The 20745-nt window shown below is 56.8% G+C and carries 15 protein-coding genes and 1 tRNA gene; 14 read left to right on the top strand and 2 right to left on the bottom strand.

Annotated features, from left to right (window positions below):
- Positions 1-289: 289 nt before the first annotated feature.
- The 7 genes from ACZ52Z_RS10995 to thpR all read left to right on the top strand — a co-directional run bounded on the left by ACZ52Z_RS10995 (position 290) and on the right by thpR (position 9623).
- A complete protein-coding gene (locus tag ACZ52Z_RS10995) occupies positions 290-1183 on the top strand; it encodes a hemolysin family protein (protein WP_464266834.1) in 894 nt (297 codons plus the stop codon).
- Positions 1176-2756 (top strand): apolipoprotein N-acyltransferase, encoded by a 1581-nt coding sequence (lnt, locus tag ACZ52Z_RS10990; protein ID WP_464266833.1) that lies wholly within the window; start codon positions 1176-1178, stop codon positions 2754-2756. Before ACZ52Z_RS10995 ends, lnt begins: the two co-directional genes overlap by 8 nt.
- A gap of 143 nt (positions 2757-2899) precedes the next feature.
- Positions 2900-4022 (top strand): peptide chain release factor 2 gene (gene prfB / locus ACZ52Z_RS10985; RefSeq protein WP_464266832.1). Its coding sequence is split into 2 segments (ribosomal slippage): positions 2900-2983 and positions 2985-4022, totalling 1122 coding nucleotides; the frame shifts between segments, so codons are not numbered across the junction.
- A gap of 49 nt (positions 4023-4071) precedes the next feature.
- Complete coding sequence (locus tag ACZ52Z_RS10980; RefSeq protein ID WP_464266831.1) at positions 4072-5160, top strand: deoxyguanosinetriphosphate triphosphohydrolase; 1089 nt, start codon at positions 4072-4074, stop codon at positions 5158-5160.
- 108 nt (positions 5161-5268) lie between these two features.
- Positions 5269-7953, top strand: coding sequence for a valine--tRNA ligase (locus tag ACZ52Z_RS10975; RefSeq protein WP_464270784.1), 2685 nt, complete (start codon positions 5269-5271; stop codon positions 7951-7953).
- A gap of 3 nt (positions 7954-7956) precedes the next feature.
- A complete protein-coding gene (nadC, locus tag ACZ52Z_RS10970; protein WP_464266830.1) occupies positions 7957-8790 on the top strand; it encodes a carboxylating nicotinate-nucleotide diphosphorylase in 834 nt (277 codons plus the stop codon).
- Between the two features lie 287 nt (positions 8791-9077).
- Positions 9078-9623, top strand: a complete 546-nt coding sequence (gene thpR / locus ACZ52Z_RS10965) for an RNA 2',3'-cyclic phosphodiesterase (protein ID WP_464266829.1) — start codon at positions 9078-9080, stop codon at positions 9621-9623.
- A gap of 86 nt (positions 9624-9709) precedes the next feature.
- Here thpR and ACZ52Z_RS10960 read toward each other — a convergent pair whose 3' ends face one another.
- Positions 9710-10453: a choice-of-anchor N protein gene (locus tag ACZ52Z_RS10960; protein WP_464266828.1), complete on the bottom strand. Its 744-nt coding sequence runs from the start codon at positions 10451-10453 to the stop codon at positions 9710-9712.
- 362 nt (positions 10454-10815) lie between these two features.
- A tRNA-Cys gene (locus ACZ52Z_RS10955) sits at positions 10816-10890 on the bottom strand.
- Between the two features lie 61 nt (positions 10891-10951).
- On the opposite strand from ACZ52Z_RS10955, the gene rnc reads away from it, so the two are divergent.
- The 7 genes from rnc (at position 10952) to ACZ52Z_RS10920 (ending at position 20678) form a co-directional block, all read left to right on the top strand.
- Complete coding sequence (rnc, locus tag ACZ52Z_RS10950) at positions 10952-11698, top strand: ribonuclease III (RefSeq protein ID WP_464266827.1); 747 nt, start codon at positions 10952-10954, stop codon at positions 11696-11698.
- Positions 11699-11719: 21 nt separating this feature from the next.
- The gene (locus tag ACZ52Z_RS10945) at positions 11720-12727 is read left to right on the top strand and encodes an elongator complex protein 3 (protein ID WP_464266826.1); all 1008 of its coding nucleotides are present in this window, start codon (positions 11720-11722) and stop codon (positions 12725-12727) included.
- 126 nt (positions 12728-12853) lie between these two features.
- Complete coding sequence (locus tag ACZ52Z_RS10940; protein WP_464266825.1) at positions 12854-14827, top strand: ABC-F family ATP-binding cassette domain-containing protein; 1974 nt, start codon at positions 12854-12856, stop codon at positions 14825-14827.
- Between the two features lie 26 nt (positions 14828-14853).
- Positions 14854-16569, top strand: a complete 1716-nt coding sequence (locus ACZ52Z_RS10935; RefSeq protein ID WP_464266824.1) for a DUF3352 domain-containing protein — start codon at positions 14854-14856, stop codon at positions 16567-16569.
- Between the two features lie 283 nt (positions 16570-16852).
- A complete protein-coding gene (gene iorA / locus ACZ52Z_RS10930; protein WP_464266823.1) occupies positions 16853-18664 on the top strand; it encodes an indolepyruvate ferredoxin oxidoreductase subunit alpha in 1812 nt (603 codons plus the stop codon).
- Entirely contained in the window at positions 18664-19248 is a 585-nt protein-coding gene (locus ACZ52Z_RS10925) for an indolepyruvate oxidoreductase subunit beta (RefSeq protein ID WP_464266822.1), read from the top strand. The genes iorA and ACZ52Z_RS10925 overlap by 1 nt, the downstream gene beginning before the upstream one ends.
- A 128-nt stretch (positions 19249-19376) precedes the next feature.
- The gene (locus ACZ52Z_RS10920) at positions 19377-20678 is read left to right on the top strand and encodes a phenylacetate--CoA ligase family protein (protein WP_464266821.1); all 1302 of its coding nucleotides are present in this window, start codon (positions 19377-19379) and stop codon (positions 20676-20678) included.
- Positions 20679-20745: the final 67 nt, after the last annotated feature.

The following is a 20745-nucleotide window of genomic DNA, read 5'->3' as shown; positions in this document are numbered from 1 at the left end:
GTTGCGTTAGGCTTCCGTCGTCAACACCGACCCTCTGCCGAGGGGAAAATGGCAGGTATCATGTACCTACACCATAAGCAGAAAATGGTCCGATGCACTGTCACCAGGTAATTTTTTCTATTATTCAGGGAAAATATGGCCAGAGGATAGGCTGTCGTCTGCAGCTGAAACACTAAAGCGGCAAGGACAAGGAAATACGCTCTGGTGATGCAAAAGAACTTGACTTTGCCGTGAACCGGCCTACTTTCACCATATTCCACCTGTTTTATTGAATTTTGCACCAGGCAGCATGGACACATCAGAGACATCAGCAGATACCAAATCCGAACCCCACCCGTCGTCCAAAGGTTTCCTTGAAGGACTGCGCTCTTTTTTTCGTTTGCGCGGCGCCCCGGATACCACTGAAGAATTGGAAAATGAAATCCAGGAGTTGCTGGAGGAAGGAGAAGAACAGGGCCTGATTACCCGTGAGGAAGAGCGGCTGATCAGTTCCATCTTTGACTTTCGCGAGACCATAGCCTCGGAAATCATGACCCCTTCGGCAGAAATTGTCTGTGCCGCAGAGACCTCCACCGTGGAGGAGTTGGTGCGGATGATCAACAAGCAGGGGTATACGCGTATTCCCATCTACCGCGAAAATCCGGACCACATTCTCGGCATCCTCCATGCCAAGGATCTGCTCAGAATCTGTGCCGGAGACAGCAGCCATCCCTTTACCATCCAGGAGTACCTCAATCCACCCATGTTGATTCAGGAATCCAAGCCGATCACTGAACTGCTCCAGGATTTTCAGACCAAAAAAAACCATATGGCCATGGTGGTGGACGAATTCGGTAGTGTGCGCGGGCTCATCACGCTGGAGGATGTGATCGAGGAAATCGTCGGCGAAATTGATGATGAGCACGACCAGGAAGAACGCGAGCTGCGGGTGGTGAACGATGAGACCATCATTGTCGATGCCAAGATAGACATTGAAGAGGTGGAGGCCCATTTCGGGCTACACTTGCCCGAAGGTCCTTATGAATCGGTGGGAGGCTTTGTCATCCACCAGCTGGGCAAGGTACCGGCAACCGGCGACCAGGTGGAGTATGCACCGCTTCTCTTTCAAGTGCTTGGGGCTGACAAGCGGCGAGTAAAAACGCTCAGGATAACTTTCCAGGAGTCGGCTGACCAGGATGACTGATCTTTCGTCGCGCACCATTGTCGGGTGCGGGGCAACCTCTGCGCTATTGTTGACCGTTGGCATGCCGGGACATTTCGGCTGGTGGCCGCTGCTGTTCATAGCGCTGGTACCGCTGCTGATGCTTTGCCTCCGTCTGCCGCCCCTGCGCAGCGGGCTAGCAGGTTTGGCAATAGGCTTTGTCTATCACCTGGCGCTCATCTATTGGGTGGTTGTCGCGGTGGGGCGCTACGGCGGACTGCCTCTTTTTCTGGCAGTGGGAGCATTGGTGCTGCTCGCACTCTACATGAGCTGCTACTGGGCGCTGTTCTGTTTTCTCCTCAGTCGGTTTACCGGTCGCTGGTGGCAGCGGGAACGGTCTATTGCCGGGTTGGTCTGGTTCGCACCGGTACTCTGGGTTGCGCTTGATAGCCTGCGCAGCATGCTTTTCAGCGGTTTTCCCTGGATGGATCTCGGGTACGGCCTCTACAGCCAGCCCGTGCTTATTCAGGCCGCCGACCTGGGCGGCCATCATACGGTGACCTTTGCCCTGGTACTGTGCAACAGCCTGGTGGTGGCAATTATCGATCGTCAGCGCTCTGATGTCCGCTGGAATATTCGCGGTGAACGACGGATGCTGCTTTTGGCCGGCGGCTGCCTGGTTTTCCTTTTTGGCTATTCTTTTCTGCGCTACGATATCGTGCAGCTGGCGACTGTCCGGGGCCTGCAGGCCAGGGTAACGGCTGTGCAGGGAAATATCGATCAGGCTGAAAAATGGACACCAGGAAAAAAAGCAGCTACCGTGGCGACCTATGTCCGGCTTTCGGAAAAGGAACTCAGCGCAGGGGATGTCGAATTGGTGGTCTGGCCGGAAACGGCATTGCCTTTCTACCTGCAGCGCAGCCCTCTTGCATCTGGCGTTGCCCGATTCGTGCACGAGAATAATGTCTGGCTGCTGACCGGAGCCCCCACCTATGCCAGAGGTCCTTCCACAGGAGAAGATGACGGTCAGGTCAACTATTACAATGCCGCCCTGCTGCTCGATACCGATGGCAGGGTGACGGGCCATTACCGAAAACAGCACCTGGTGCCGTTCGGTGAGTATGTACCGTTGAAAAAATATCTCCCGTTTCTTTCGCCACTGGTGGTCAGTGTAGGCAATTTCAGTGCCGGAACATCCAGCCTGCCGCTGACCATGGGCACTATCCGCATGGGCGTGTTGATCTGTTTTGAGTCGATTTTCCCGGAGATCGCCCGAGCAAGTGTCGCCCAGGGAGCCAACCTGCTGGTCAATCTGACCAATGATGCCTGGTACGGGCGATCAAGCGCGCCTCATCAATCCATGGCCATGGCCGTTTTTCGGGCGGTGGAGACCAGGCGGTCACTGGTTCGTGCGGCAAATACCGGCATCAGCGCCTTTGTCGATCCTGCAGGCAACATCACCCGCCGCTCCGAGCTGTTCGTTCCAGCCGCTCTGACCGAACAGGTCAGCCTGTGGGAGGAGAAAACGGTTTTTTCCCGCGCCGGGCACCTGTTCGGGCTTTGCTGCCTGTGCGGGGTGGCTGCACTGGTGGTGATGTATCGCCGACAGGGCTGATCAGGGGCTGGAGTGCAGACGGTGGCGCTTTTTTTAGGTTGAAATCCGGTTTTCCGCTTTTCCCCTCTTGAGACTTGTACGGTTACTGGATAATATACACCGTTTGTCAACATTGTAATGAGCGTATAGAAAGAGGAGTACCCATGGCAGAAATCAGTGAATCCGCCGATGCCCGACAACAAGTGAATGACCTCAAGGGCAAAATGCTTGCCCTGAAGGAGCATCTTTGACTTAGATAATAAAAAGGAACAGGTGGAGCTGCTCGAGCGGCAGACGCTTTCTCCCAACTTCTGGAACGATCAGGCAACAGCGAAAAAGGTGCAGCGGCAGCTGGGTCAGCTGCAGGACGTGATCGAATCCTGGGAAAAAAGTTATACTGACCTGGAAGAGACCGAGATGTTGCTCGACATGGCTGTGGAAGAAGCGGATGGGGAGACCTTTCAGGAGGTCGTCGATGCCCTGTCGACCCTGCAGGACCGCATTGGTCTGGTCGAGTTGGAATGCATGTTCAGCGGCGAGCATGATGCCGGTAACGGGATCGTCACCATTCATGCCGGAGCGGGCGGCACCGAGGCACAGGACTGGGTGGGGATGTTGCTGCGCATGTACCTCCGGTGGGCTGAGGATAAGGGATTCAAAACCGATATTCTCGACTTACTGCCCGGTGATGAAGCCGGGACCAAAAGTGTTACCGTTCTGGTCAAAGGCAAGTATGCATATGGCTATCTTCGTTCAGAGATCGGCATTCACCGTCTGGTGCGTATATCTCCCTTTGATGCCAGCGGCCGCAGGCATACCTCTTTTGCCTCGGTGATGGTCCTGCCGGAGCTTGACGACGATGTGGAAGTGGATATCCAGGACAAGGATATCCGCATAGATACCTACCGGGCCAGTGGCGCCGGCGGTCAGCACGTCAACAAGACCGATTCGGCTATTCGCATCACCCACCTGCCCAGCGGCATCGTCGTTCAGTGCCAGAACGAACGCTCTCAGCATCGCAACAAGGACATGGCGATGAAGATGCTCATGGCGCGGTTGCTGGAAAAGGAACGGGAGGAGCAGGCCAAGGAGCATGAAAATCTTCAGGGAGATAAGAAGGAGATCGCTTGGGGCTCCCAGATTCGTTCCTACGTTCTCCAGCCCTATCGGATGATCAAAGATCATCGTACCGGCTGTGAGGAAGGCAACGTTGATGCCGTGCTGGATGGCAAACTGGAGCGTTTTATCAAGTCGTATCTCCTGTGGCAGCCTGGAGGAAACAGCTGAAAGGCGTGAGCATTTCCCACACCAAGAGCAAGGAAAAAACGATAATGCCATGAAGCAGACCATCCGGCAGCAGCAGGAGGAGTTGGAAAAACGTGTCCTTTCCCCCCACGCCTGCCTGAGCAGTGCGTCCAGGGGAAGATTTTCCCCGAACCGGGGAAAAAAACATCAGCCGTGCGAATTGCGGACCGCCTTTCAGCGTGACCGTGACCGCATCATTCATTGCAAGACCTTTCGCCGGCTCAAGCATAAGACCCAGGTATTTCTCGCTCCTGCCGGAGACCACTATCGTACCCGCCTCACCCATGTGCTTGAGGTGTCCCAGATTGCCCGCAGCATGGCCGCCTGCCTGCGGTTGAACGAATACCTGGCCGAGGCCATTGCCCTGGGGCACGATCTGGGGCATACACCATTTGGCCATGCAGGTGAGTTCAGTCTCAATCAGCTCCATCCCAAAGGGTTTAGGCATTTTCAACAGAGTCTGCGCATCGTCGATTTTCTTGAAAATGACGGTCAAGGGTTGAACCTCACCTGGGAGGTGCGCAACGGGATCCTCAAGCATTCCAAAGGCTATGGAGCCATTCTTCCGGAAAACACCGGGGAATTGCCGGCTACCCTGGAAGGGCAGCTGGTGCGGGTTGCCGATATCATGGCCTATGTCAATCATGACCTGGATGACGCCATTCGGGCAGAGATGGTCAAGAGCAGCGATCTTCCCATGCCTCTTCGGCAGGTGCTGGGAGAAAGTTCATCGCAGCGGATCAAGGCCATGGTCGGCGACCTGGTGGAGACGACCACGGGTGTTGACGATGGCCACCTGCATCTCAGCCCCGGAATGGAGGAGACCATCAATGAGCTGCGCTCGTTCCTCTATGACAATGTCTACCGTAATTGGCGGGTGCATGATGAATTTGAGAAGGCGCAGCGAATTATTCGCGACCTCTATGGCTACTTTCTCAGCCATGAGTTCCCGGTTCACGGTGCTGGCGTCTACTGCCAGCTGAGGCAACCCATTAACAACAAAACCGAAGAGACCAAGCGGCATCGACAGGTCTGCGATTTTATTGCCGGCATGACCGATCGGTACGCCCTTGGGCTGTACACCCAGATTTTCATGCCCAAACCCTGGAGCATCATGTAGCAGCAAGTCCCGGCCTGCGGCAACAGTCGACTATTTCGCCTTAAACCCTACTGACCATATCATAAACTGGAGAGCATTGAGCCGGTACCCTGCCGGTGCGAGAGGATGATGGAAAAATCAGCAACGCAAATAAACGAGAAGTATGATCTGCCCAAGGGGTATGAGTTTGATGAAGTTGAGCAGCGATGGTACAGCCGCTGGATGGCGGAAAAAAGTTTTTCCGCCACCCTGGATGCAGGGAAACCAGCCTTTTCCATCGTTATTCCTCCGCCCAATGTAACCGGGGTTCTCCACATCGGCCATGCGCTCAATAATACCCTGCAGGATATCCTGGTCCGTTACCATCGGATGAAGGGAGACAACACCCTCTGGGTGCCGGGAACCGACCATGCCGGTATTGCCACTCAGAATGTGGTTGAACGACAGCTGGCGGCCGAAGGGACCACCCGGCACGAGGTGGGCCGGGAACAGTTTATTGAGCGGGTCTGGGACTGGCGCCGCGAAAAAGGGGGGACCATTATCAGTCAGCTCAAGCGGATGGGCGCCTCCTGCGACTGGGACCGGGAACGATTCACCATGGACGAGGGGCTTTCCAGTGCGGTACGCGAGGTGTTTGTCCGGCTCTACAGGGAAGGGCTTATCTACAAGGGCGACTACATTGTCAACTGGTGTCCCCGCTGTCACACGGCCCTGGCCGACGATGAGGTCGAGCACGACCCGACCGACGGCAAGCTTTACCATATCCGTTATCCCTATGCCGACGGGAGCGGTCATGTGGTGGTGGCCACCACCCGTCCGGAAACCATGCTCGGCGATACGGCTGTGGCGGTCCATCCCGAGGATGAACGCTACCAGGGGCTGGAAAAGGTCGGAATCGAGTTGCCGCTGACCGGACGCATTATTCCGGTGGTGCTTGATCATCACGTACAGCGCGAGTTCGGTACCGGGGCGCTCAAGGTCACCCCTGCCCATGACCGTGACGACTACGAAATCGGCCTGCGTCATGACCTGGACCGCCTCAAGGTCATGGATGACAAGGGGATCATGAACGAAGCCGCCGGGTCCTATGCCGGCATGGACCGTTTTGCCTGCCGCAAACAGATAGTGGCCGACCTGGAGTCCCAGGGCTATCTGGAAAAGATTGAAGACTATCAGCATGCGGTGGGCAAATGCTACCGCTGCGCTACCGTGGTGGAGCCCACCACCTCCAAGCAGTGGTTTGTTTCAGTCCGTCCCTTGGCCGATAAAGCGGTAGCCGCGGTCCGCGAGCAACGGATCAATATCTATCCTTCCACCTGGCACAAGACCTTCTATGCCTGGATGGACAATATCCGCGATTGGTGCATTTCCAGGCAGATCTGGTGGGGCCATCGCATCCCGGCCTGGACCTGTGAGGACTGCGGCGAGGTGATGGTCGAACTCGAGGACCCGACCACCTGTACCAAGTGCGGCAGCAGCGCGTTGCGGCAGGAAACCGATGTGCTCGATACCTGGTTCAGTTCCGCCCTGTGGCCTTTTTCTACCCTGGGGTGGCCGGAGCAGACCAGGGAGCTGCAGACCTTTTATCCCACCTCGGTGCTGATCACCAGCTTTGATATCCTCTTTTTCTGGGTGGCGCGGATGATGATGATGGGGCTGCATTTCATGGATGAGGTGCCCTTTCGCGATGTCTACCTCCATGCCCTGGTACGGGACAAGGACGGGAAAAAAATGTCCAAGTCCACCGGCAACGTGATCGATCCGCTGGTGATGATCGGCCAGTACGGTACTGACGCCTTCCGCTTCACTCTGACCGCCTTTGCCGCCCAGGGCCGGGAAATTCGTATGGATGAAGAGCGGGTGGAGGGGTATCGACGCTTTATCAATAAGCTGTGGAATGCCGCGCGTTTTGCTCAGATGCATATCAAGGACGTGGATCCGCAGGTGACCGCCGTAGCTGATACGCCGGGCGAACTGGATCTTGCCCATCGCTGGATACTGAGTCGCACCACGGCTACCATTGCTCAGGTCCGGGCTGCGCTTGAAGGTTATCATTTCAATGAGGTCGCTTCCACCATCTACCAGTTTATCTGGCATGAGTTCTGTGATTGGTACCTGGAGTGGATCAAGGCCGACCTCTATGGCGATGATCCCGCGCGACGCCGGAATGCCCAGGGGGTCTTGTTGGGAGTACTGGAAAATATCCTCAAACTGATGCACCCGGTCTCCCCGTTTGTGACCGAGGAGATCTGGAGCCAGCTGCCGGGTACGCGGACGACCATCATGACCGAGCAGTTCCCGGAGGCACGGCCGGAATGGACGAATACAGCGGCCGAGCAGGATATGGAGTTGCTCATGGATGTCATTTCCGGGCTCAGAACCATCCGCACCGAAGCGGAATTGCACCCGACCGCCAAGGTCGATGCCACCATTATCTGTGGCGATGCGCGCAAGCGTACAGTGATCGAGCAGTTTAGGGGCGGCATCGAGGCCATGGTGCGGGCAAAGCAGCTGACCATCGTTGACCAGGGTACCATCCCCGACGATGCCGGCCATGCCATGGTCCAGGAGGTGGAGCTGGTCATTCCCCTGAGCGGACTCATTGACGTGGAGGCTGAGCTGGAAAAACTGGCCCGTGAGCGGGGAAAACTGGAAAAGGAGTTGCAGCGGGTCAGCGGCAAACTCGGCAACCAAAAGTTCCTCAACAATGCCCCGCCGGAAATCGTGGCTAAAGAACGGGGGATAGAGGCTGAGTTGCAGTCCAGGCTGGAGAAAAACCAGGAATCCACCCAACGATTACGGAACCTACAATAACCTATGGATGCCTATTTGCTCAAACCCCTGCTTGACGCCTTCCTGCGCGAAGACCTTGAGCACGGTGACATTACCACGGACGCGATTTTTTCCGAGAAAGACAAGGCCCACGCTTACCTGACGGCACGGGAGCCCATGGTGGTAGCGGGAATGGACAGGGTAGCATGGCCGATTTTTGCCCTGCTTGATCCCAGGACCACCAGCGGGCGCAGCGTTCAGGACGGCAAACGGGTGGAAAAGGGGGATATCCTCCTGGAGCTTATCGGGCCCACCAGGGCCCTGCTGCGCGGGGAACGGGTTGCCCTGAACCTGGTGCAGCGGTTGTGCGGCATAGCGACCCTGACCGCCGCCTATGTCGAGGCGGTGGAAGGGCTGCCGGTAAAGATCGTTGATACCCGAAAAACCACCCCCGGACTGCGGTTGCTGGAAAAGTACGCCGTCCGGGTAGGCGGCGGCTCCAATCACCGTTTCAGTCTCAGCGACGGGGTGATGATCAAGGATAATCATATTGCCGCCTGCGGCTCCATTACCAAGGCGGTGGAGCGGGTACGCCGTCGGGTACCGCATACGATCAGCATCGAGGTCGAGACCGACACCCTGGAACAGGTGGAGGAGTGTCTGGCCTGTCGGGTGGAGGTGATCATGCTGGATAACATGGACCTTGCCACCATGCGGGAGGCGGTGGGCCGTATCGACGGCCGGGCCACCATTGAGGCCTCGGGCGGGGTTACCCTGGAAACGGTGCAGGGCATTGCCGAGACCGGGGTGGATGTGATTTCCATTGGCGGCCTGACCCACTCTGCTGGTGCCTGCGATATCGGCATGGACTGGTGTTAGACCTGTTAAGGAGTCAGGGGACTGGTTTTATTTCACAGCTTTTTATTCGGGAGACAGATTGAATTTTTCTTTTTCCTGTAATGTAAATGTACTGTGTTACAAGGCTGAGGCTGTGAAAATCATTCTGTCCCCGTTTTAAACAAGAAAAATAAAATCAGTCCCCTGACTCCTCCAAGTACTCCATCTTTAAGCGGAAAACCGAGTCCGCATAGCTTTGCTCTAGCGGCCTCGCTTTTCTGCTTATATCTGAAGCACTGTTAAACGCCTTGGCGCTGTAGTAACCGAACATGAAAAAACGTTTATTTGTTGCCCTTGATCTTCCTGAGCACGTTGCCTCTCGAGTAGAACCGTTGTGCAGTGGGCTGCCCGGAGCTCGTTGGGTGGCTTCGGAGCAGCTTCACCTGACCCTCTGCTTTATTGGCGAGGTCGATGGCGCGGTGTTTCATGACATCCGTGAGGCCTTGCACCAGGTGAGCGTTCCTGCTTTTTCCATACGGCTGGACGGGGTGGGCTGTTTCCCGCCGCGGGGCAGGCCGCGGGTGGTGTGGGTCGGGGTGGAGGCCGATGAGCGGCTCCATCGGCTGCACCAGAAGATTTATACCCGCCTTGCCTCCCTGGGCCTGGCCCTGGAACGGCGCAAGTTCGCCCCCCATATCACCATTGCCCGCCTGAAAAGCACCGCCACCAGTAAGGTGGCTCGCTACCTGGAAGAGTGTGGACTTTTCTCAACAGAGCCGTTTACGGTGGAAAATTACCGCCTCTATTCCAGCGTGCTTGGTCGCCAGGGGGCGGTGCATACGGTGGAAGAGGAATACGAGTTGGGAGACGCATGAGCGGAGAGCTAATCAACGTAAAAAGCAGAGCCCTGAAGCTCTGCTTTTTTGATGGTTCATTTATCCGGAATTTTTTCCGGAAATAACTACTTTCGTTTCTTGCGGAGCACACCGGCCAACCCAGCAAGTCCGGCTCCGAAAAGGAGCATGGTGGTCGGTTCGGGGACTGGGGTGCCGGGGTCATATTCAGCATCATGCGAGAAAGGTGCAAATGCACTAACGAGACCTCTGTCATCGGCTTGTGTCAACGGATTGTAGGTGCCGTCTCCGCTAACTGTATACAGGTCCATATGGATGCCAGTCACGCCAGCGGTCAAGCTGTTGACAGTGACAGCGAATGCCTCAATATACCCGTCGCCTGTACCCGTTTGTCCAGGTTGAGTATCAGAAATTTGTACGATGGGGCCGTCAAAGTTAAAGGCATAAATTTCGAAGTAAGTATCGTAAATACCGTGCGGTGCTAAGCTGTTTTGGTCTTCAAGGGGTGGAGTCCCATATCCCGAGTCGAAGACTGCTAGATTACCACCATCATTAGAAACAGTGATGTCAAATCCATCTACATCTCCAATATCAGGTACGGCGGCAAAGATGAGGTATGCTGTTTGGGTAGTCCCCGTCATATCCCATGCGTAGGCTCCATTGCCAGTGATTGCATTAGCTGTGGCGTTGAGGGTGAATGGATCGTCCGACACCATCCATGTGTCTGTAGCGTTGTCATAATTCCATGTCCCAGCCCCCCCTGGGCCAAGCTGTAGGGACGGGATTGCATGTGCTGTCGCGACGATGGTGCTTAAAAGTAAAACCGATAGAAATAAGTGTTTGTGCAACATAGCTTTTCCTCTCAGATAAGGTGTATCAATGGCTCTAAAGTATGTTCATTGATCTTGATAAAAAGTAAGCAAATTATGGTCCAGTTCGGTCGTCGTGTATTTTTATCAAATGTATTAATCGGTTATGTATTCTTGGCTGTTTTTTTTCATAATGCCTCTGGGAAAAATTCCTGTTTTCTGGAAAGAATTTGTAAAACAAACTGATTTCCTTCTTTCCGGCAACTTGTTATTTTGTTCAACCGCTTTCGTAGAGTTGTTAACCTGATGCTGTGCATGCGATTGTGTGTTATATTTCTAGTTGTTATGAAACACAAGAAACACAAAAAAAGGGTCACAGTATACGCTGTGACCCTTTTAAAGTCTGGAGGCGACGAGCGGATTCGAACCGCTGAATAATGGTTTTGCAGACCACTGCCTTACCACTTGGCTACGTCGCCGTAAGAATGTAGCGGCATCTTATACCACAGCTATAAATTTTGACAAGAGGAAATTGCACCCATGGGAACAACATTGTGGGCACTGGTGCAGGACCACGCGGAGGAACTGCAGCAGCTGCAGGAGCGGATTGGCTACCAATTCCGTGACCTGCAGCTGCTGCAGCTCGCTCTCGTGCACAGCAGCTTTGCCTTTGAGCGGCTGGACGACAAACGACACAACGAGACCCTTGAGTTTCTCGGTGATGCGGTCCTGGACCTGACGGTGGGCTATATCCTGTTCACCCGTTTTCCGGACATGCGCGAGGGCAAGTTGACCCGGATCCGTTCCGCCCTGGTCAATGAAGGCGGGCTTGCCCAGATGGCCAGAAGCATAGACCTTGGTCGCTACCTGCTGCTGGGACGCGGCGAGAATGCCTCCATGGGGCGGGAGAAGCCGTCTATTCTCTCCTGCGCCTACGAGGCTGTGGTCGGTGCCCTGTTTCTCGATGGCGGCTATGATGAGGCGCTGGCGTTTGTCCGCCGTTTTTTTGAGCCGCACATCGCCAGGCGCAGCGACAACCTGATCATTGCCGATGCCAAGAGTGCGCTCCAGGAGCTGCTCCAGGAACAGCATAACGAGGGGCCGGAGTATGTGCTCCGGCGCGAAGAGGGACCGGCCCATGCCCGCCAGTTTTCCATTGCCGCCTGTTTCCAGGGCGAGGAGCTAGGGATGGGCAAGGCCTCGAGCAAAAAGGAAGCGGAGCAGCAGGCTGCCAGAGCGGCCCTGGAACAGCTCCGGCAGGACGATGATGAGGCGGAGCAGGAGTAGGCCCGCTCCAGCGAGTGCAGCATGGCGTTTATCATCCCTGTCTTCATTGCCCACGAGGGCTGTCCGCATAGCTGCAGTTTCTGCAACCAGCACGCGATCAGTGGCAGTGCCACTCCCCAGATAACTCCCGCTGAGGTGACCGAAACCATAGCGACCTGGCTGGGATGGGTTCGGCCCGAACAGGGGCAGGCGGTGCAGGTCGCCTTTTACGGCGGCAGCTTTACCGGTCTTGCCCTGCCGCGCCAGCGTGAACTGCTCGGCGCTGTCCGGCCCTTTGTCGAGCAGGGCCGGGTGCAGCAGATTCGTCTTTCCACCCGGCCCGATTATGTGGACCGGGAACGACTGGACCTCCTCCATGATCATGGGGTAAGCGTGGTCGAGTTAGGGGTACAGTCGCTGGATGACCGGGTGCTTCGCCTGGCAGGACGCGGGCACAGCTGCGAGGATGTGGTCAGGGCGATTTCCCTGCTCCGGGATGGCGGGTTGTCCGTGGGCATGCAGCTGATGCTCGGCCTGCCAGGGCAATCGTTTCGTTCGCTGCGCAAGACCGTTGCCGGGACCATCCACCTACAGCCCGATTGCGTGCGCATCTATCCGGTGCTGGTGGTGGAGGGCAGTGGCCTGGCCGCAGCCTACGGCGCTGACCGCTACCACCCCCTTTCTCTGGATAAGGCCGTGCTCCAGGCCGCCTATATGAAAAAAAGCTTTGATCAGGCACGAATCCGGGTTATACGCATGGGGCTGCAGGCGGGTGCAACACTTGAACGGTCCCTGATTGCCGGTCCGTATCACCCTGCTTTCGGCGAGCTGGTGCTGTCCCGGTTGATGCTCCGGCAAACCAGGCGACTCCTGCAGGGGCAAAAGGCCGATCATACCACCCTGGTCATCAACCGTCGTGACCTCTCCATTTTCAGAGGTATCCGCTCCGCCAACATGCATCGGCTGGCTGAACTGGGCCTGCTCGACAGCTTTTCGCTGGTGACCGATGACCGTCAGCAGCGGTATCAGATCAGGGTGCATGACCAATGAAACCCGCATCCGGGGCGTCCACAACCGACGCACCTGGGTTTTCACATTGTATGGAGTCATCTTTCATATATCTGAACCAAGGATCCGAACCATCTCGGAACCTGGCAACAGCTAATTGAGGGCGCAATGCTCAGTGTCAATGATTTACAGCTCCAGTATGGGAGCAAGCACATATTTCGCGATGTATCGGTCCAGGTGCACAGCGGCGATCGTATCGGGTTGGTGGGAGTCAACGGAACCGGGAAGTCAACCCTGCTCCGGATCATGTGCGGGGAGCAGGAGACCGACCCGGGCATTGTCTCCCGTGCGGCGTGGTTTTCTGTGTCCTACCTGCCCCAGGAGGTCACGCTTGACCTGGGGCGGCGCACCCTTTTTGAGGAGGCGGAATCGGCCTTTGACGATGTTATTGCCCAGCAGCAGGAACTCGATCGCATCAGCGAAGAACTTGCAGTATTGGACCAGGACAGTGCGGAGATCGACCCACTGCTTGCCCGCCAAGGGGAGCTCCAGCATGCGCTGGAGGGGTGCGATGTCTTTCGCATTCGCCCGCAGATCGAGCGGATTCTGACCGGGTTGGGCTTCAGTGACGCTGATTTTGAGGCGCCGGCTGCCAGTTTCTCCGGCGGATGGATCATGCGGTTGCTGCTGGCCAAGCTGCTGCTGCGCAAACCCTCGCTGCTGCTGCTTGACGAGCCGACCAACCACCTTGACCTGGATTCGCTGACCTGGCTGGAGAATTATCTCCAGCAGTATGAGGGGGCCATGATCATCATCTCCCATGACCGCACCTTTCTTGACCGGTTGACCTCGACCACCTGGGAACTCAGCCTGGGGCGGCTGACCGTTTATAAGGGCAACTATTCCCATTATCTGGTGGAAAAGGAGCAGCGTCTGGAGCTGGAACGGGCTGCCTATAACAATCAGCAGGCAATGATCCGTCAGACCGAGCGCTTCATCACCCGCTTCCGTTCCAAGTCCACCAAGGCAAGGCAGGTGCAGAGCCGGGTCAAGCAGCTGGAAAAGATGGAGCGGATTGAACTCTCGGAAACCGATCGTACCATTGCCTTTACTTTTCCCCCGGCCGCCCCCTCGGGAAGAGACGTGCTCACCCTGGACGGGGTCGGCAAGGCCTATGGAGGTCGCCAGGTGCTGCGGAACGTCTCACTCTGTCTGCAGCGCGGCGATAAGCTGGCCGTGGTCGGGGTGAATGGTGCCGGCAAGACCACCCTGCTCAAGATGCTGGCCGGGCTCGAACCGGCAGAAGGGACCATCCGCCAGGGGCACAATGTCATCTTGACCTATTTCGGACAGCACCAGGCCCAGGAACTGGCCGGTGAGCTCACCATCCTCGACTCAGTCTACCATGCAGCTCCGGAAATGACCATGACCCAGGTGCGTTCACTCCTGGGTACCTTTCTCTTCAGCGGGGACGAGGTGGAAAAACAGGTGCAGGTCCTCTCGGGCGGGGAAAAATCGCGGGTGGCACTGGCGAAAATGCTGGTGCGACCCGCCAATCTGATGCTGCTGGATGAGCCGACCAACCACCTGGATATCAGCTCCCAGGAAGTGCTGCAGGAGGCAATGGCACAGTATGAGGGCACCATTGTGGTGGTCTCTCATAACCGCTTTTTCGTCAACTCCTTTGTCAACAAGGTGCTGGAGATTCGCGACGGCAAGGCCACCATCTACGAGGGCAATGTTGACGACTACCTGGAACAACGGCAGCGTGAAGAGGAGGCAACGGCAACTGCCTCAGCCAACGACGAAAAGGAAAATGCGACGACTACATCCGACCGGGAAGGACGCCGGATAGATAAGAAGGAGCATCGGCGGCAACGGGCCAAGGAGCGGGAGCAGTTGAATCGCCGGCTCGGGCCGTGGAAAAAAAAGAATCAGGATGCTGAACGGGAGATAGAGCGCTATGAGACCCGCAAGGCCGAACTCGAGGAGCTGATGGCTGATCCCGAGCTGTATGCAGAGCAGGAGGCATGGACCGCGACCAGTAAAGAGTATGCCCAGATCGAGCGGCACCTGGAGCGGGCCTACGGCCGTTGGGAAGAGGCCCAGGCTGCCATGGAAGCCATAGAACAGGAACTGTAACCCGTTACCGAGATGAGGATAAGCCAATGAATAAACGCGTGGGAATACTCCTGCTGGCAGTGGCAATAGCCGCAGCCGCAGGGATATATGCTGTACACTTTTTTAAGCAGGAGGATGCCGGAGCCTATGCTGCCTATCTTCCCCAGGATACCCTGGCGACGGTGAGTCTGACCCACTTGGCGGAGATCAGCGCATCCTTTGCCGACTCGCCGCTTGGACGCCTGCTTGCCAAGGCAACCATGAATGAGATCCTTGCCGAGCTTCAGGCTTCCCCTGAGGCGATTACCAGCTATAATGAGACGTACGACAGCGTCGTCACCCTGGTCAACAATCCGGCCTTTCTGGCCGTGTTCGGCGATGATGCAGCGCTGGCGCTGCTCTCGCCCGACCTGGCCCGATTGAGGGCAACCCCCCGGGAAGAGGTGGAGCGTTCCATGGTTGTCTTTGCCACGACGACAGTTTCCGGCGCTCTGGAAACATTTGCCAAAGCCGTCATGCGTCAAGCCGTCACCACTGAGGTGGTTGACGGAGTCGAATTGACCAGGGTTCAGTTGGACAGCGGCAAAACCTATTACGGTGCAACCGTCAACGGGCTGGTACTGCTCTCCGCTGTTCCAGCCACTGTGACCGCTTGCCTGCAGGCGGCCACCACCGAGCAGACCCTGGAGACAACGGCCGCTTTTCAGCAAACAGGCCGTTTCTGGGAGGAAAATGAGGCGGCAACCGTGTACAGCCGACTGTTTGTCAATCCCCTTTCGCTTCAGGCACTGCTTGCACAAGGCGGTGAGGAGGCTGCTTCACTGGCCGGGTACCTGGAAGGGATTACCTATTTCGCTTCCCTGACGTACCATCAGGGAGAGGAACTGCGCAGTGACACCAGGGCGGGCTTCACGGCCGAGAGCCTGCATCCGGCACTCAGGGCCGCCATGGACGAGCAATCGGGCCGCAACACCTCACTCAACCTGTTTGGCAATAAGACACTCATCTATGACTGGTCCTCCTCTCTGTCGGCAGAGTTGTTGCTGCACTCCCTTGCTGCAGGAGACCGGAAGCAGGTTGACCGGTACGATGCTGCCATCAGTGAGTATTTGGATCTTTCCCTGGCAGAGTTGCTGGCTGCCTTTGGTCCGCAGTACGGTTTTACCGTTAATGAAATTGTCAATAGCGGATTTTTTCCGGTCCCCAAGGTCGTAGCCTTTGTCGAGGTTCGTGATCACCAGCGGGCAGTGGAGGTGTTTGAGCGGTTGCGCGCAGCCATCAATAAGAGCGGTTTTGCCCGGGAACAGCAGGTCGAGGCGGGCGGTCAGACCGTCTTCTATTGGTCGCTGTTGCCCGGTGAAGCGACCCAGCCGGCACTGGTGCTCACCCCGACCATGCTCTATGCTGCTAACGGCAAGTCGGTACTGGTCGACCTGCTCAATCGATCGGCAGCAGCGGATGCGCTTCCCGGAGAGGTTGCAGCGGATATGGGCGTTCGTCTGCCGGGGCAGCTGGAAGCGGCCGGCATGGGGGCCATGGTGGTGTATCCTGCGCGACTCGGCCGTGAGCTGGAGGATATTGCCGGTTGGCTGATTACTACCCTGTCGGCGGTGCAGGGCATTTCCGCATCGCGGCTTGGGGAGGAGATCCTGGCCCTGCTCCAGGCGTATGAGGTGGTGGGGATGACCTCTCGTTTTACACCAACCCACGCCGAATGGAACAGCACCCTCATTCCCCGGGAGCCGATAGCGGGGAGCGAATAAGAGAGGCGGCCCTGCCAGGGCGGTTCATGCGAGGGACGAGATGGAAAAAGCTCTTGCCTAACCGATTGAATTCAGGGTATTGATGGTCATTTGTTGTGTTGCCGGTCATTGTTGGCAGCATACGCGGCCGGGCCGCCAGGGAAGGAGAGGAATGAATGCGCCACCATGTGGACTGTTGTTTTTGCTGATGCATGCGAAGCGGCAACAGGCTTGGGGCGCTTCCTGATCCACTCACATCCAGCGGCTCCGTTGCCGCTGGACATGAGACTTGAAAGGAGGAAATGTGGTTTTAGATAGCGATACAAAACAGTGGCTTTCCGGTAACGAGGCGATAGCACAGGGAGCCTGGGAGGCCGGCATTACGGTGGCTTCCGGCTACCCCGGTACCCCTTCTACCGAAATTATGGGGAATTTTGCGCAATATGACGGGGTGTATGCCGAATGGGCCCCCAATGAAAAAGTCGGGCTGGAAGTGGCCATCGGTGCTTCTTTTGCCGGCGCGCGTGCCCTGGCAACCATGAAGCATGTCGGCTTGAATGTGGCCGCTGATCCGTTATTCACTGCAGCCTACACCGGCGTCCGCGGCGGTTTGGTCGTGCTGACCGCTGATGATCCGGAGATGCACAGCTCGCAGAATGAGCAGGATAACCGAAACTATGCCTTTGCCGCCAAGCTGCCAATGCTGGAGCCTTCCGAACCGGCCGAGGCCAAGGCCATGGTCGGCAGGGCGGTTGAACTCAGCGAGCAGCTCGATACGCCGGTTCTTCTGCGCATAACCACCCGGATAGCTCATGTGAAAGGCGTGGTCGAAAAAGGCGAGCGGGTGGCGTTGCCCACTCCATCCATTGAAAAAGTACCGGCCAAACTGGTGATGCTGCCGGGCAATGCCAGGGTGCGGCGCCGCGAAGTGGAAAAAAGGATGGCCACGGCCAGGGAGCTGGCCGAAACCCTGCCTGAAAACCGCATCGAAGAGGGGACCGGTCCCCGGGGATTCATCGCAGCAGGCACCTCTTATAATTACGTCAAGGAAGCCTTTCCGGATGCGCCGGTGCTGAAACTGGGCATGGTCTGGCCGCTGCCCGAGCAGCTGATCCGCACTTTTGCCGATTCGGTCGAGGAACTGATCATTGTCGAAGAACTCGACCCGTTTCTTGAGCTCCATATCAAGGCCATGGGGATAGCGTGCCATGGAGAGGATATTATTCCCAACCAGGGCGAGCTGAACTCGTTCATCGTCAAGACCGCGGTGGAGCCGGCATCCGCGCCCGAGCTCTTCACTCCCCTGGAACTGCCCATGCGACCGCCCAATATGTGCGCCGGTTGTCCGCATCGCGGTTTGTTCTATGGACTCTCCAAGATGAAGGATGTCTTCGTCTCCGGAGACATTGGCTGCTATACCCTCGGGTTTCTGCCCCCTCTTTCCGCTATGGATGCCTGTGTCTGTATGGGTGCTTCGATCAGCATGGCCCACGGCATGGCCAAGGCCCTGGGTGAAGAGGGTGAAGGCAGACTGGTGGCGGTCATCGGTGACTCCACCTTCATGCACTCCGGCATCACCGGTTTGCTCAATACGGTATACAACCGTTCCTATGCCTCGGTGATTATCCTCGACAACCGCATAACCGCCATGACCGGCCATCAGCACAATCCCGCCTCGGGTAAGAGTATTTATGGTGAGCCGGCCAGCGCAATTGACTTTGAACAGCTGTGCCGTTCGCTGGGCGTTGAGCGGGTAGTGGTGATTGATCCCAATGATATCGATGCCACCCGGAAAGTGTTGAAAGAGGAAATAGCTTCCCCAGAGCCTTCGGTGATTATCAGCCAGGCACCCTGCATTCTCCTGCCCGAAGAGGTCAAGCGCAACAAGCCGACCTACTTCACCAACCTGGACAACTGTACCGGCTGCACCGCCTGCGTACAGATGGGCTGTCCGGCAATCAGCTGGCATCCCCTTACTCCGGAAGAAGCCGTTGAACGGGGATACCGGGAGAAGCAGCGCGGGTATGCGGAGATTACCGAAGTCCAGTGTAACGGCTGCGGCCAGTGTGCCGCTGTCTGTAAGTTCAGTGCGATTACCAGAAGGGGGGAAAACTGATGAAGCAAAGCGGGAACATACTCTTTTCCGGAGTTGGCGGACAGGGGATCCTTCTGGCAAGCGAATTGACGGCCTACGCCCAGCTGGCCGAAGGCTTTGATGTGAAAAAAAGCGAGGTCCATGGCATGGCCCAGCGCGGTGGTTCGGTGGAAGCGCATCTGCGATACGGGGAGCGGGTCTATTCGCCGCTCATCGACCCGGGCAGCGCTGACATACTGGTGGCCTTCGAAATCCTTGAGGCGGCCCGTTATCTGCCCTACCTGCACAAGGATAGTGCGGTAGTAGTCAATACCCAGAAGATCTTGCCGCCTGCAGTTGCCCTGGGCAAGGCGAGTTATCCGGAGGATATCCTCTCAGAACTCACCGAGCGCAAGATCAACGTGGTACCTATTGATGCCTTTGCCATTGCCGAAGAGGTGGGGGAAATGCGGACGGTAAACGTGGCTATGGTCGGCGCCATGTCCAATTTCCTGGCTGTTAGCCCTGAGGTGTTTCTTCGGGTGATTGACACAACGGTCAAGAAACAGTTTCGCGAGGTCAACAAGCGTGCTTTTGAGGCCGGCAGGGCAGCAGTGTACGCTTAGCCCTGATGTTTATGAGGAATTCGGGTTTGTCTGGATTCCTCATCCGTTCAGGTGGCATCAGGCTCGAAGGATTTGCCGATTGACAGCTAAGCGCAGACTCCGAGAAGAGGGAGAGATGAGGAAAACGTATGATGTGGGTTGAAGAAATCGAAACATTACCGCGTCCGGGGTTGGAGTCGATCCAACTGAAGCGACTGCAGGCCCTGGTCGAGCGGGTGTATGCGACGGTAGAGCCGTACCGTCGCAAAATGGAGGCGGCCGGAATAGCACCCGGCGATATTCGTTCCTTGCAGGACCTCCGCAAACTGCCGTTCAACACCAAGGATGACCTGCGCGATAATTATCCGTTCGGGCTGTTTACCGTGCCCCTTGAGGAAGTCATTCGCGTGCACGCTTCCTCCGGTACCACCGGACAACCCACGGTGGTCGGCTATACCGAGGCCGATATAGAACTGTGGGCTTCGGTGATGTCCAGAGCCCTGGCCATGGCCGGGGTCACCCCAGGTGATATGGTGCACAACGCCTATGGGTATGGCCTTTTTACCGGCGGACTTGGTGCCCACTACGGCATCGAGGCCCTGGGAGCGACGGTCATTCCTGTTTCTGGCGGCAACTCCAAGCGACAGATCACCATCATGCGCGATTTCGGCTCGACCGTGCTGCTCTCTACCCCCTCCTATGCCTTGAACCTGGCCGATGCCATGGCTGATGTCGGGGTTTCGCCCGCGGATCTCCAGTTGCGGGTGGGGATTCACGGGGCCGAGCCATGGAGCGAGAATATGCGCGAAGAGGTTGAGCGTAAATTGGGCATCAGAGCGGTAGACATTTACGGCCTGTCGGAAATTATCGGCCCGGGAGTGGCCATGGAGTGCCTCCATACCGATCGAGGCATGCACATCCTGGAAGACCACTTTCTGCCGGAGATCGTTGACCCGGAAACTCTGGAGCCGCTTCCCTACGGCGAGGTGGGAGAACTAGTGTTCACCACCCTGACCAAGGAGGCGTTTCCCCTGATCCGTTACCGGACCAAGGATATCTCCCGTCTTATTGCCGAACCATGCGCCTGCGGACGCACCCTGGTCCGCATGGAAAAGGTCATGGGGCGTACCGACGATATGCTTATTATTCGCGGGGTCAATGTCTTTCCTTCTCAGGTCGAACATGTACTGGTCGGCATTGAAGGAGTGGAACCCCACTACCAGATAGAGGTCAGCCGCGAGGGCAGCCTCGATACCATGTCGATCCTGGTCGAGGTGAGTGAAGATATCTTTTCCGATGAGATCAGGGTGCTGGAAGGGCTCAGTAAGAAGATCCAGGCGGATGTGAAGGATATGCTCGGGGTAACCTGCCAGGTCAAGCTGGTCGAGCCCCGCACCATCCAGCGGTCCGAAGGAAAGGCCCAGCGAGTCATTGATAAGAGAAAACTGTAACAGCCGGGCGGCCTCCCGCCGTAAAAGCGAGTTGGAAGCCGGCATGACCACCAAGCCTGGAGGAGCA

It is taken from the genome of Desulfogranum aggregans (assembly GCF_055398265.1).
This window is presented reverse-complemented; position numbering and strand designations above follow the sequence as displayed.